Here is a 12,564-nt window from a genome sequence, read left to right as displayed (position 1 = left end):
CACATCGCCGCCACGAGGGGCGTGCGGTGACTTTTTGAGTCCGTTCCGTAACTACGCGCTCAGAGCGCTGTGGCGCCGTGCACCTGGAGTGCCTGGTCGTACTGCTGGAGAACCCACAACTCGTTCTGTACGGCGGCCAGTTCCGCCGAGTCGCCGTGGCTGCCGAGGCGGGTGAGCGCGCCCTGGATGTCGTGGATCCGGCGTACTACGGCTCTTCGGCGGACGGTGACGAGCTGCTCGCCCGCGTAGTTCTCGTCGACCGTGCGGCGCATGATCGCCTCCACGGCCAGCTCGGTGACCATCGCGCGGACCGCGTCGTCCGGTGCCGCCTCGCGGACCCGGACGAGATAGTCCTGGGCGTCCTGGAGGCCGTACTCGGCGCCGCCCGCCTCGATGATCGCCTCGCGTACGGCCGCGTAGGGCGCGGCGGTGAACTCGTCGACGCCGTACGCGTCGAAGGCCGGGGAGACCAACTCGGGGCGCTGGAGGGCGAGTTTGAGGAGTTCGCGTTCGGTGGCGAAGACCGGGTTGCGGAGGGTGAGGGCGGGGCCGCCGGTGGGGGTGCGCGGGGCGGTGTCGTACTGCTGCTGGGCGCCGCCCCCGGTCGGTGCCGGGCCCTTGCCGCCGCGGTCGCGGGCCCAACGGGCCAGCTGCGCAACCCTCTTGACCACGAACTGGGTGTCGAGGATGCCGAGCATGCCGGCGAGCTGGACGGCGACCTCGTGCTGGGCGCCGCTGTTCTTGATGCGGGCGACGATCGGGGCCGCCTCGTCCAGGGCGGAGGCGCGGCCGGCGGGGGTGTCGAGGTCGTAGCGGACGACGATCTGGCGGAGCGCGAACTCGAAGAGCGGGGTGCGGGGTTGGACCAGGTCGGCGACCGCCTCGTCGCCCTTGGCGAGGCGGAGTTCGCAGGGGTCCATGTTGTCGGGCGCGATGGCGATGTAGGTCTCGGCGGCGAACTTCTGGTCGTCCTCGAAGGCGCGCAGGGCCGCCTTCTGGCCGGCCGCGTCGCCGTCGAAGGTGAAGATCACGCGCGCCGAGCCGTTGTCCATCAGGAGCCTGCGGAGGATCTTGATGTGGTCGGTGCCGAAGGCCGTGCCGCAGGTCGCGATGGCGGTGGTGACTCCGGCGAGGTGGCAGGCCATGACGTCCGTGTAGCCCTCGACGACGACCGCGCGGGAGGACTTGGCGATGTCCTTCTTCGCGAGGTCGATGCCGTAGAGGACCTGGGACTTCTTGTAGATCGCGGTGTCGGGCGTGTTGAGGTACTTCGGGCCGTTGTCCGACTCGTAGAGCTTCCTCGCGCCGAAGCCGACGACCTCGCCGCCGATGTCGCGGATCGGCCACATCAGGCGGCCACGGAAGCGGTCGATGGGGCCGCGGCGGCCCTCCTGGGCGAGGCCGGAGAGGAGGATCTCCTTGTCGCTGAAGCCCTTGCCGCGGAGGTATTTGGTGAGGTGGTCCCAGCCCTGGGGGCTGTAGCCGACGGAGAAGTGCTCGGCGGCGGACTGGTCGAAGCCGCGCTCGGCGAGGAACTTGCGGCCGGTGTCCGCCTCGGGGCTGACGGCGAGCTGCTCGACGTAGAAGTCGGCGGCCACCTTGTGGGCCTCGACCAGGCGGATGCGCTCGCCGCGCTGGTGGGAGGGGTTGTAGCCGCCCTCCTCGTACCGCAGCGTGATGCCGGCCTGGGCGGCCAGGCGCTCGACCGACTCCGAGAAGGTGAGGTGGTCGACCTTCATCACGAACGTGATGGTGTCGCCGCCCTCCTGGCAGCCGAAGCAGTGGAAGAGACCCTTGCTCGGGCTGACCTGGAAGGACGGCGACTTCTCGTCGTGGAACGGGCAGAGACCCTTGAGGTTGCCGCCGCCCGCGTTCCGCAGCTGGAGGTACTCGGACACCACGGCGTCGATCGGGACCGCGTCCCGAACCGCCTTCACGTCCTCGTCGTTGATCCGTCCAGCCACGCGTGAATTCTACGGGGCCGGACTGACACCAGTGACGACGAGGACGTCTAGGACCCCAGGCTGTCCAGCGGAACGTGTGGGTCCGCGAGGGCCTCGGTGTTCACCTGTGCCCTGGAGCGGATGAGCTGCTGGATGGGCTCTGTGACGTCCCACACATTCACATTCATCCCGGCCAGCACGCGTCCCTCCTTCAGCCAGAAGGCGATGAACTCCCGCTTGCCCGCGTCTCCCCGGATCACCACTTCGTCGTAGGAGCCCGGGGGCGCCCAGCCGGAGTACTCCATACCCAAGTCGTACTGGTCGGAGAAGAAATAGGGCACGCGGTCGTAGGTGACGTCCTTGCCGAGCATCGCGCGGGCCGCCGCCGGGCCGCCGTTGAGGGCGTTGGCCCAGTGCTCCACCCGCAGCCGGGTGTCGAAGAGGGCGTGGTGGAAGGCGGCCACGTCACCGGCCGCGTAGATGTCGGGGTCGGAGGTGCGCAGCCGTTCGTCGACGGCGATGCCGCCGCCGTGCGCGCGGTCGGCCAGCTCCAGGCCCGCCGCCTCGGCGAGCGCGGTGCGGGGGGCCGCGCCGATGGCCGCGAGGACGTCGTGCGCGGGGTGCTCCTCGCCGTCGTCCGTGCGGGCCGCCAGGACCATGCCGTCCTGGCCGACGATCTCGGTGAGCCTGGCGCCGAAGTGGAAGCGGACGCCGTGCTCGGCGTGCAGGTCTGCGAAGAGCTGGCCGAGTTCGGGGCCGAGGACGCCGTGCAGCGGGGTCTGCGAGGGTTCTACGACGGTGACCTCGGCGCCGTACTCGCGGGCCGCCGCCGCGACCTCCAGGCCGATCCAGCCGCCGCCGGCGATCACCAGATGGCCGTTGTCCCGGCCAAGGGTGGCGAGGACGCCCTTGAGGCGCTCGGCGTGCGAGAGGCGGCGCAGGTGGTGGACGCCCGCGAGGTCCGTGCCCGGGATGTCGAGGCGGCGGGGCTCGGAGCCGGTGGCGATGAGCAACTTGTCGTAGTGGACAAGGGTTCCGTCGTCTCCGAAGCGGACCGTCTTCGCCGTACGGTCGACGGCGTCCACGGTCTGGCCGAGATGCAGCTCGATGTCGTTGCGCGCGTACCAGGCGGGTTCGTGGACGAAGACGCTGTCGCGCTCCTCTTTACCGAGGAGGTAGCCCTTGGACAGCGGCGGGCGCTCGTACGGGTGGTCGCGTTCGTCGCAGATCAGTATCACGCGGCCGGTGAAGCCCTCCGCTCGGAGCGCCTCGGCCGCCTTGGCGCCGGCCAGGCCTCCTCCGACGATGACGAATGTCTGATCCGCGTCGACCACTTGATGCCTCCTCGTAAAGGTGCCGCCATATGCGAGCGTCCCGCACGCAGCGTGATGCGGGAAGGGGGTGTGGCCCGATCAGGCCACGGAGGGTCACATTCGGGCTTGTTCCGCGTCACTGTGCCCCAGTGATGTGAGATGTGCGTGAAGAGACCGCGCCGACGCGTCGGTCAATGACGCGATCTGATCGACGATCACCCGCTTGCGGGCGCGGTCGTCGGGCGCCTCGTCGAACTGGGCGCGGAACTGCGGCTCCAGGCCGTCGGGGGCGCGGGCCGTGAGCACCTGCGCCAGTTCGGCGACCACGATCCGCTCGTCCGCGCGGATGCGCTCCTGCTCGGCGCGCTGCATGACGTACCGGTCGGCGACCGCCTTGAGGACCGCGCATTCCAGCCGTGCCTCGTGCGGTACGACGAGTTCGGCGTCGTAGCGGGTGAGGCGGCCGGTGCCGTACCTCGCGCGCGTGGCGGCCTCGGCGGCCAGGCAGAAGCGGCCGATGAGCTGGCTGGTGGCGTCCTTGAGGCGGGCCTGCGCGACCGCCGAGCCGTCGTAGCCGTGCGGCCACCACGGCTCGTTCTGGAGGCGGTCCAGCGCCTCGGCGAGTTCTTCGGGGGCCGTGTCCGCGGGGACGTAGCGGCCGACGGCCACCTTGAAGATCTCTTTGCGTTCTGGTTCCGCGTGCAGGCAGTTGGGGTCGATGTGGCCCGCGTGCAGGCCGTCCTCGACGTCGTGCACGGAGTACGCCACGTCGTCCGACCAGTCCATGACCTGGGCCTCGAAGCACGTGCGGGTGCCGGGGGCGCCCTTGCGGACCCAGTCGAAGACCGGTCTGTCGTCCTCGTAGACGCCGAACTTGGGGGACGCGGGGGTGGTGGGGTGCCCTCCTCGCGGCCAGGGGTACTTGGTGGCGGCGTCGAGGGTGGCCCGGGTGAGGTTGAGGCCCACGGAGCCTCCGGCGGTGAAGCGTTTGGGCTCGATGCGGGTGAGGAGTCTCAGGGACTGGGCGTTGCCCTCGAAACCGCCGCAGTCGTCCGCGAATTCGTTCAGTGCCTGTTCGCCGTTGTGACCGAAGGGCGGGTGACCGAGGTCGTGGGAGAGGCAGGCGGCTTCCACGAGGTCGGGGTCGCACCCCAGGGCTGCGCCCAGCTCTCGGCCCACCTGGGCGCATTCCAGGGAGTGGGTGAGGCGGGTGCGGGGGCTGGCGTCCCAGGCCTGGCTGCGGGTTCCCGGTGTGACCACCTGGGTTTTGCCGGCGAGCCTTCTGAGAGCGGCGGAGTGCAGTACGCGCGCGCGGTCACGCTGGAAGGCGGTGCGGCCGGGGCGTTTGTCGGGTTCGGGGGCCCAGCGTTCGGTTGCGTGCGCGTCGTAGGACATGTCTCGACAGTAAGCGGCGGTAGTGACAATTCGGGAGTTGCGGGGCGCCTATGCGTCTGCCGGGTGTGGATTCGTTTGCGGGTGCGGGTCGCGTGTGGCTGGGCGCGCAGTTCCCCGCGCCCCTAAGAACCACACCTCCCGTAGGGACTAAGCCGACGCCAATTCCGGGGCCGTAATTTCCGTCGTCGCCAGCGCCTGGTCGTAGCGGTGCAGGACCAAGCGGGCCATCGCGGGGTGCGCTCCCAGAGGGGCCGACGCGATCCACGGGGCCTGCTCCGCGCACTGAGTTGCGAAGCGGCCGGGAGCTGTGAAGCAGGATGCGACAGCCACCCGGTGTCGGCCCCTCGCCGCGAGGGCGCGGATCGCCGCTGCGACCGTGGGGGTCGCCGCCGAGGCGTATGCGGGGACGACGGGGACTCCCAGGCGGTCGGCGAGGAGTTGGGCCGTGTGGTTGGTGTCGAGCTTGGAGTCCGGGTCCCTGGAGCCCGCTGCGGCCAGGACCACCGCGCTGCCACGGCGGGACTGCTCGTCGGTCCTCGCGCGCCAACCCGCCTCGACCAGGCGGTCGTAGAGGGTCTCCACGAGGAGGGGGTGCGGGCCCAGAGGGGGTGCCACGCGCGCGCGTGCCTGTGTTTCCGCGGCCAGTTCGGGGATGTCGCGCTTGACGTGGTAGCCGCGGGCCAGGAGGAGCGGGACGAGGACGGCGTCCGTGGGGCCGAGTGCGGTGAGGGTGTCCGTCAGGCGGGGCTCGTTGAGTTCGATGTGGCCCAGGTGGACGGGGAGGCCGGGGCGCAGTTCGCGGACGCGTTCCATGAGGGCTCGTACGGTGCTCAGGGCGCGCGGGTCGCGGCTGCCGTGGGCGACCAGGACGAGCGCGGGCGGAGCGGGGCGGCGGCTGCCGTTCAGGGAGACGGCGCTGAGCTGGCTGGCGAGCTGACTGCTGATCCGGTTCATGAGATGCGCCGTACTGTCGAGGGGCGTGGACTCGTCGTGGGGATGATGCGACGCCGTCATGGAGTGATGGTGGCGGTGGGAGGTTGCCTCCCCGTTGCGCGGGAATGACGGGTCTTTTCCGGGGGTTCACGGTGGGGTGCCGGGGGTGTGTGAGGCGAGGTGACCTGCGGATTCGGCGTTCACAGTGAAGCCGGTCACACTGCCGGCGGCGAACCGGACGGGGTTACGGCGCGTCTGTGACTGTCGAAACCGAACGGTGAGGGGCCCCCGTTGATACGTCTGATGCGTCTGGTGCGTCGCCTGAGACTTCGCCGACCCCGGCTGCCGCGCACGCGTGCCGGGTGGCGGCAGCTTGTGCAGGGGGTGGCCCTCGGGTGTGTCCTCGCGCTGCTTCCGGCGACCTGGCTGTGGGTGTCGACGGCGGACCGGCTGCGGACCCTTCAGGACGCGCCGCGCACCGATGTGGCCGTGGTCTTCGGGGCCGGGCTGTGGGACGGCGAGCCGTCGCCGTATCTCGCGCACCGGCTGGACGCGGCGGCCACGCTGTACCGGGAGGGCCGGGTGAAGGTCGTCCTGGTGACCGGTGACAACAGCCGCAAGGACTACGACGAGCCGGACGCGATGCGCGTCTACCTGGCCAGGCACGGGGTGCCCCGCGCGCGCGTGGTGACCGATTACGCCGGTTTCGACACCTGGGACTCCTGTGTCCGCGCCAAGAAGATCTTCGGCGTCGACAAGGCCGTGCTCATCAGTCAGAACTTCCACATCCGGCGGGCGGTCGCGCTGTGCGAGGCGGCGGGGGTCGACTCGTACGGCGTCGGGGTCGACGAGGCGCACAACGCGACCTGGTACTACGGCGGCACCCGCGAGGTGTTCGCGGCGGGCAAGGCGGCGCTGGACGTGGCGATCCATCCCGATCCGCAGTTCCTCGGGCCGCAGGAGAAGGGGGTCGCGCGGGCGCTGGCCTCCGGCGGCAACTGAGCGCTGTTCAGCGGCAGTTGTACCAGTCGCCGCCCTCGATCAGTGTGCCGTGGGCGCGCAGGGCGGCGGTGACGGCGGGGGCCGCGAGGTACACCCAGGCGCGTACGGCCGTGCCGTCGGCGTCGCGGGTCACCGGGCGTTCGACGCGCTCGTAGAGGTTGCGCGGGTCGCCTGGGGCGTAGTCCTCAAGTCGGTCCAGGGCGAGGAGGAGCCGGGGGTAGGACGCGGGGCGCGCGGTGACGAGTTCGCCGACGACCACCGAGCCGGGTTCCTCGACGGCGTACGGGTAGCCGGGGCCTTCGTAGAGGACGGCGCCGTGCAGGCGCCCCGGCTCCTCCGACTCCGTGCGGCCGCGCAGGAAGAGGTCGTGGTTCGGCTCGCCGGGGCGGAGGGTGCCGTAGACGAAGAACGGGAGGGATGTCACTCGGCCTCCTGGGGTCCGGAAGTCTTTGCACGCGCTATGGACATGACATGTCATGACCCTTTAAATCTCATTCAACATCAACGCGGCCCCCACGCCCCCCACTTGCGTTCTTGAGGAGACCGATGAGTCGGACACGGCACGTTCATGGTTCCCGTCTCGCCACGGCCGGTATCGCGGCCGGCGCCGCGACCCTGCTGGCCGCCACCCTCTCCCCCACCGCCCAGGCCGTCGACCGGCCGACCCGGTCCGCCGCGATCGCGAACGCCGCGTCCGCGCTGCTGGCCCACGCCACGAGTCTGGGGCTGACCGCCTCGGAGGGCACGTCGGTCCGGGACGTGATCGTCGACCCGGACGGCACGCAGCACGTCCGCTACGACCGGACGTACCGTCAGCTCCCGGTGCTCGGTGGTGACTTCGTGGTGCATCTGGCTCCGAACGGGAGCTATCGGAGCGCCGACCGCGCGACCCGCGCCTCCATATCCCTGGCGTCCGTGACGCCGAAGGTGGCCGCTCCGAAGGCGGCGGACCTGGCCGTCAACGCGCTGCGGGCCGCGCATCTCGGCGAGGCGCTCAAAGGCGTGACCGCCAAGCCCCAGCTCATAGTCGACGCCCTCCACGGCACCCCGAAGCTCGCCTGGCGGACCAACGTCGTCGCCAAGGACTCGCTCGGCAACCCGGTCGCCCGCACGGTGCTGACCGACGCCCGCACCGGCGCCCGGATCGACGCCTGGGACAGCGTGGAGACGGCGACCGGCGACGGGCAGTCGCTGTACAGCGGGACGGTGCCGCTGGAGACCACGCTTTCGGGATCGACGTACCAGCTCAAGGACGCCTCGCGCGGCGGGACTTACACCGGTGACGCGGCGAACAAGACCGACCTGTGCATCCTCGGCATCTGCATCAGCCGGGCGCCGTCCACGGTGTTCACGGACACCGACAACCACTGGGGCACGGGGGCGACTTCGGACCGTTCGTCGGCCGCCGTGGACGCGCAGTACGGCACGAACGAGACCTGGGACTACTACAAGAACGTCCACAGCCGGAACGGCATCGCGGGCGACGGGAAGGGCTCGTACAACCGGGTCCACTACGGCAACAGCTACAACAACGCCTTCTGGGACGACAGTTGCTTCTGCATGACGTACGGCGACGGTGACGGGACGCAGCTCGGTCCGCTGGTGGCGCTGGATGTCGCCGGGCACGAGATGACGCACGGGGTCACCTCGAAGACGGCGGCGCTGACGTACTCGGGCGAGTCCGGCGGGCTCAACGAGGCGACCTCCGACATCATGGGCACGCTGGTGGAGTGGTACGCCAACAACGCCTCCGACCAGGGGGATTACCTCATCGGCGAGAAGATCGTGCGGTCCGGCTTCGGGCGGTCGGCGCTGCGGTACATGGACAAGCCGTCCAAGGACGGGAACTCCGCGGACTGCTGGAGTTCGACGGTCGGGAATCTGGACGTCCACTACTCGTCGGGCGTCGCGAACCACTTCGCGTATCTCCTCGCGGAGGGCAGCGGCGCGAAGACGATCAACGGGGTCGACTACAACTCCCCCACCTGCAACGGCTCTTCGGTCGGCGGCATCGGCCGGGACAAGCTGGGAGCCATCTGGTACCGGGCCCTGACGGTCTACATGACGTCCTCGACGAACTACGCCGGGGCCCGCACGGCGACGCTGAACGCGGCCAAGGACCTCTACGGGGTGGGGAGTTCGGAGTACAACGCGGTGGCCGCGGCCTGGAGCGCGGTCAACGTGGGGTGAGACCCGGGTCACATGCGTCCATGTCACAGAGGAACGGGCCGTCTCGTCTCGTGGGTGTAGCCACTGACGACGACGGCCCACGGAGGGCACCATGGACGCACGACTGAACTTCTTCGCCAGCCCGACCGCCGGCAAGGCCGCCAAGCAGTTCATGGCGGTCGGCAGGTCGCTCAAGAATTCCGAACTGCCCGCTCTCACGCAGGAATTGGTGGCACTGCGGGTCAGCCAGATCAACGGCTGCGCCGTGTGCATCGACATGCACACCAAAGAGGCCGTCGAGGCCGGCGAGACCTCGGTGCGGCTGAACCTGGTCGCGGCCTGGCGCGAGGCCACGGTCTTCACCGAGGCCGAACGGGCCGCGCTGGCACTGGCGGAGGAGGGGACCCGGGTCGCGGACGCGGCCGGCGGGGTGAGCGACGAGGTGTGGGCGCACGCGGCCAAGCACTACGACGAAGAGCAGCTCACCTCACTGGTCATCCTGGTCTCCTTCATGAACTCGGTGAACCGGCTGAACATCATCACGCGGCAGCCGTGCGCGGGCGACTACAAGCCCGGCATCTTCGGCTGAACCGCACCCGCACCCCACCCGCACCGGCCAGGACAAGGAGATCCCCGCGTGAGCGAAACCGACCGGAAGGCCCAGGAGTTCGAGGAGCTGCGACCGCTGCTGTTCTCGATCGCCTATCGGATCCTGGGCAGTGTGGGCGAGGCCGAGGACGCGGTGCAGGAGACCTGGCTGCGCTACGACGGCTCGGCGACCCGGCCCACCTCGACCAAGTCCTTCCTGTCGGCCACGGTCACGCGGATCTCCATCGACGTACTGCGTTCGGCACGGGTGCGGCGGGAGGAGTACGTCGGGCCGTGGTTCCCGGAGCCGCTGCTGAGCGACCCGTACCAGGACCCGGCGCGGTCGGTGGAGCTGGCCGACTCGGTGTCGATGGCGGCGCTTCTGCTGCTGGAGCAACTCAGCCCGCTGGAGCGGGCGGTGTTCGTGCTGCGGGAGGTGTTCGCCTTCGGCTTCGACGAGATCGCCACGACCGTGGGACGTTCGGAGTCGGCGTGCCGGCAACTGCTGGTGCGGGCCCGGCGCCACATGGCGGACAGGCGGCCCCGGTTCGCCGCGGACCGGCAGGAGCGGCAGGAGCTGGCGACCCGGTTCTTCGACGCGCTGAAGGACGGTGACGTGGGCGGGCTGCGTGAACTGCTCGCCGCCGACGTGCAGTTCGTCGGCGACGGCGGCGGCAAGGCCCCGCAGCTGGCCAGGGCCGTCATGGGCGCGGACAACGTGGCCCGGGTGCTCGGCACGGTCTTCCCCTGGCTGATCCGGATCGACGTGTCGTTCGAACCGCACGAGGTCAACGGCCAGCCCGGCGCGCTCTTCCGCGACCGCGATGGCAAGGTGCTCCACACCCTCGCCCTCGACGTGCTCGACGGCCAGATCCAGACCATCCGCGCGGTGATCAACCCCGACAAGCTCACCCACCTCGGCCCGGTCGCCGACGCCTGGGCCGTGGACCGCGAACTGAGGCACGCCAGGCGGCGGACGGCCGGACCGACGGTCTGACGGGCCGACGGGCCGACGGGCCGACGGGCCGACAGACCGGGCGGACCGGGCGGGTCTACAGCGCTACGCGGAGTACGGTCGCGACTCCCGTCCCTCCTTCAACACCCGTCCCCACCACACCAGTTGGTCGAGCATCGCCTTCGCCGCCGCGTCCGGGGCGGCGGGGTCCTTGAGGAGGCCGCGGTCGTCGAAGCTCGCACCCGCGTTGTGGAAGGAGACGGTGTCGCGGACCGTGACGGCGTGGAGTTCGGCGAAGACCTGGCGGAGGTGTTCCACCGCGCGCAGACCGCCCGCGAGGCCGCCGTAGGAGACGAGGGCGACGGGCTTGGCGCGCCACTCCGTGTAGTGCCAGTCGATGAGGTTCTTGAGGCCGGCCGGGAAGGAGTGGTTGTACTCGGGGGTGAGGACGACGAAGGCGTCGGCCGAGGCGAGTTTCGGGGTGATGGCGGACAGGGCGGTGGTCGCCTCCGGGGACGGGGCGAGGGTCGTGGGCAGGTGGGCGGTGTCGGCGACGTCGACGACCTGGAGGGTGAGGTCGGCGCGGTCGTCGACGTGGGTCAGGAGCCAGTCGGCGACGACCGGGCCGAAGCGGCCGTGGCGGTTGCTGCCGATGACGACGGTCAGGGTCAGAGGAGCGGTCTCGGTGTCCATGCCGAGCAGCCTGGTACCTCAACCTTTCTTGAGGTCAAGTCCCGGGCCTGACCGGCCGTCACCCGTTCACACGCTCGGCGTGCGCTCTTCGGGTACTCCTTCGGGACGGGGTCGTCGTACCCCTATGACCTGCTGAAACAGCGGCGGAACGGGCTGCCGCGACCGCTCCCTGACACCCATTCACCACACTTCTGACGCGCGCTCAGGAAGCGGGCTCGGCCCGGTGCCACTTACCTCGGAAGGGCAGCCCACCACAGCTCGGAGGAGCACCGATGCGTCGTACGGCCCGTCTGTTGACCGGTACCGCGCTCGCCGTCGCCGCCGCGGGTCTCGCGACCGCACCGGCGTACGGCGGCGAGACCGGCCGCCTGGAGGTGTTCCCGTCGAGCGCCGTACCGGGCGGCGACGTCACCGTGAACACGGCCGCGTGCGGCGACGGCGGTACGGCGGCCGGGGACGCCAGCGCGGTGGGCGCCGGCACGTTCACGCTGGCGCCGAGCACGCACGAGGGCGACGCGATCGGACAGTTCAAGGTGCCGCCGAGCGCGCAGCCGGGGACGTACGAGATCGTCGCGAAGTGCACCGACGGCCGGGAGGTCTCCGGCGATCTGATGGTGACGCTGGCCTCGACGCGGCAGCAGGTGCAGCCGCGCGGCAGTGTGAAGACGGGGGTCGGTGGCGCCCTTGGCCCCGACCCCGTGCAGACCGCGGCCGGTGTGGCGGCTCTCGCCGTCGCCGCCGCGGGCGGTACCTGGCTCCTGCATCGCCGGGCGAGAGGCGACGGGATCTGACGGACACCCTCCGCTGTCCGTCCGCCGGTACCGCAAGCCCCTCCCCCTCCGGGTCCGACGCCCCTCGTGACCCGGAGGGGGCGCGGGGCAGGCCCTGGTCACTGGAGAGGGGTGCGTGATGCGTCGTCGTAGATGTCGTCGTAGATGTCGTCGTGGATTCGGCAATACCGCGATAGGGGCCGTCACCTTGGGCGCCCTGTGCACGGGCGCGTGGCTGCTGACCAGTGGCGGGGAGTCGAACGCGCCGCCGCAGCCGTCCGCCGCCGAGGCCCGCCCCGACCCGGCCGGCGAACGCGCCGCGGCCCGAGCGCTGCCGCCGTCGCCGCCGGACCGCATCCGGATCCCGGCCATCCATGTGGACGCCCCGCTGATGGGCCTCAAGCTGACGGGCAACGGGAGCCTGGACGTGCCCCCGGCCGCGAAGAAGAACCTCGCCGGCTGGTACGAGTCCGGCACCACCCCCGGTGAGACCGGAACGTCGATCGTCGCGGGCCATGTCGACAACGCCGACGGGCCCGCCGTCTTCTACGACCTCGGCGCCCTGAAGAAGGGCAACACCATCGAACTGGACCGGCTGGACGGCACCGTCGCGCTGTTCACGGTCGACGCGGTCGAGGTGTACCAGGCCAGCCGCTTCCCCGACCAGAAGGTGTACGGGGCAGCGCGGCGGCCCGAGTTGCGGGTGATCACGTGCGGGGGCGGTTACTCGCGGTCGACGGGTTATCAGGGCAATGTCGTCGTGTTCGCGCATCTGACGGGCAGTCGCTAGCCGTCAAGTCCGG

Annotated in this window: 12 protein-coding genes; 6 read left to right on the top strand and 6 right to left on the bottom strand. The window is 70.6% G+C overall.

Annotated elements, in window-relative coordinates:
* Nucleotides 1-59: 59 nt before the first annotated feature.
* From dnaG to ACIBJH_RS11140, 4 genes are all read right to left on the bottom strand, one after another.
* The gene (dnaG, locus tag ACIBJH_RS11155; protein WP_399116571.1) at nt 60-1,964 is read right to left on the bottom strand and encodes a DNA primase; all 1,905 of its coding nucleotides are present in this window, start codon (nt 1,962-1,964) and stop codon (nt 60-62) included.
* Between the two features lie 47 nt (nt 1,965-2,011).
* Nucleotides 2,012-3,277, bottom strand: coding sequence for an NAD(P)/FAD-dependent oxidoreductase (locus tag ACIBJH_RS11150; RefSeq protein WP_399116570.1), 1,266 nt, complete (start codon nt 3,275-3,277; stop codon nt 2,012-2,014).
* A 93-nt stretch (nt 3,278-3,370) separates the two neighbouring features.
* Nucleotides 3,371-4,651: a deoxyguanosinetriphosphate triphosphohydrolase gene (locus tag ACIBJH_RS11145; RefSeq protein WP_399116569.1), complete on the bottom strand. Its 1,281-nt coding sequence runs from the start codon at nt 4,649-4,651 to the stop codon at nt 3,371-3,373.
* Nucleotides 4,652-4,798: 147 nt separating this feature from the next.
* A complete protein-coding gene (locus ACIBJH_RS11140; RefSeq protein WP_399116568.1) occupies nt 4,799-5,665 on the bottom strand; it encodes a sirohydrochlorin chelatase in 867 nt (288 codons plus the stop codon).
* Between the two features lie 231 nt (nt 5,666-5,896).
* On the opposite strand from ACIBJH_RS11140, the gene ACIBJH_RS11135 reads away from it, so the two are divergent.
* Entirely contained in the window at nt 5,897-6,586 is a 690-nt protein-coding gene (locus ACIBJH_RS11135) for a vancomycin high temperature exclusion protein (protein WP_399116567.1), read from the top strand.
* Nucleotides 6,587-6,593: 7 nt separating this feature from the next.
* Here the strand turns inward: ACIBJH_RS11135 and ACIBJH_RS11130 are convergent, their stop codons facing one another.
* Nucleotides 6,594-7,064: a gamma-glutamylcyclotransferase family protein gene (locus ACIBJH_RS11130; RefSeq protein WP_399116566.1), complete on the bottom strand. Its 471-nt coding sequence runs from the start codon at nt 7,062-7,064 to the stop codon at nt 6,594-6,596.
* Between the two features lie 68 nt (nt 7,065-7,132).
* Between ACIBJH_RS11130 and ACIBJH_RS11125 the strand changes: the two genes are divergently transcribed.
* From ACIBJH_RS11125 to ACIBJH_RS11115, 3 genes are all read left to right on the top strand, one after another.
* Nucleotides 7,133-8,776 (top strand): M4 family metallopeptidase, encoded by a 1,644-nt coding sequence (locus tag ACIBJH_RS11125; RefSeq protein ID WP_399116565.1) that lies wholly within the window; start codon nt 7,133-7,135, stop codon nt 8,774-8,776.
* 91 nt (nt 8,777-8,867) lie between these two features.
* Entirely contained in the window at nt 8,868-9,344 is a 477-nt protein-coding gene (locus ACIBJH_RS11120; protein WP_399116564.1) for a carboxymuconolactone decarboxylase family protein, read from the top strand.
* 48 nt (nt 9,345-9,392) lie between these two features.
* On the top strand, nt 9,393-10,340 hold the full coding sequence (locus ACIBJH_RS11115; protein WP_399116563.1) for an RNA polymerase sigma-70 factor: 948 nt from the start codon (nt 9,393-9,395) through the stop codon (nt 10,338-10,340).
* Between the two features lie 63 nt (nt 10,341-10,403).
* Here ACIBJH_RS11115 and ACIBJH_RS11110 read toward each other — a convergent pair whose 3' ends face one another.
* Nucleotides 10,404-10,991 carry an NADPH-dependent FMN reductase gene (locus tag ACIBJH_RS11110; RefSeq protein WP_399116562.1) on the bottom strand — a complete coding sequence of 196 codons (588 nt, stop codon included), beginning with the start codon at nt 10,989-10,991 and terminating at the stop codon, nt 10,404-10,406.
* A gap of 272 nt (nt 10,992-11,263) precedes the next feature.
* Here ACIBJH_RS11110 and ACIBJH_RS11105 point away from each other — a divergent pair, with 272 nt between their 5' ends.
* On the top strand, nt 11,264-11,782 hold the full coding sequence (locus tag ACIBJH_RS11105; protein ID WP_399116561.1) for a hypothetical protein: 519 nt from the start codon (nt 11,264-11,266) through the stop codon (nt 11,780-11,782).
* A gap of 118 nt (nt 11,783-11,900) precedes the next feature.
* A complete protein-coding gene (locus ACIBJH_RS11100) occupies nt 11,901-12,551 on the top strand; it encodes a class F sortase (RefSeq protein ID WP_399116559.1) in 651 nt (216 codons plus the stop codon).
* The last annotated feature ends 13 nt before the right edge of the window (nt 12,552-12,564 follow it).

This window comes from Streptomyces sp. NPDC050548 (genome assembly GCF_044457385.1).
Lineage (GTDB): Bacteria > Actinomycetota > Actinomycetes > Streptomycetales > Streptomycetaceae > Streptomyces.
This window is presented reverse-complemented; position numbering and strand designations above follow the sequence as displayed.

Bases quoted from the DNA above. Each gene is read 5' to 3' on its own strand.
- ACIBJH_RS11145 (WP_399116569.1), bottom strand. From the start codon at position 4,651: ATGTCCTACGACGCGCACGCAACCGAACGCTGGGCCCCCGAACCCGAC.
- ACIBJH_RS11140 (WP_399116568.1), bottom strand. From the start codon at position 5,665: ATGACGGCGTCGCATCATCCCCACGACGAGTCCACGCCCCTCGACAGT.
- ACIBJH_RS11130 (WP_399116566.1), bottom strand. From the start codon at position 7,064: ATGACATGTCATGTCCATAGCGCGTGCAAAGACTTCCGGACCCCAGGA.
- ACIBJH_RS11125 (WP_399116565.1), top strand. From the start codon at position 7,133: ATGAGTCGGACACGGCACGTTCATGGTTCCCGTCTCGCCACGGCCGGT.
- ACIBJH_RS11120 (WP_399116564.1), top strand. From the start codon at position 8,868: ATGGACGCACGACTGAACTTCTTCGCCAGCCCGACCGCCGGCAAGGCC.
- ACIBJH_RS11110 (WP_399116562.1), bottom strand. From the start codon at position 10,991: ATGGACACCGAGACCGCTCCTCTGACCCTGACCGTCGTCATCGGCAGC.
- ACIBJH_RS11105 (WP_399116561.1), top strand. From the start codon at position 11,264: ATGCGTCGTACGGCCCGTCTGTTGACCGGTACCGCGCTCGCCGTCGCC.
- ACIBJH_RS11100 (WP_399116559.1), top strand. From the start codon at position 11,901: ATGCGTCGTCGTAGATGTCGTCGTAGATGTCGTCGTGGATTCGGCAAT.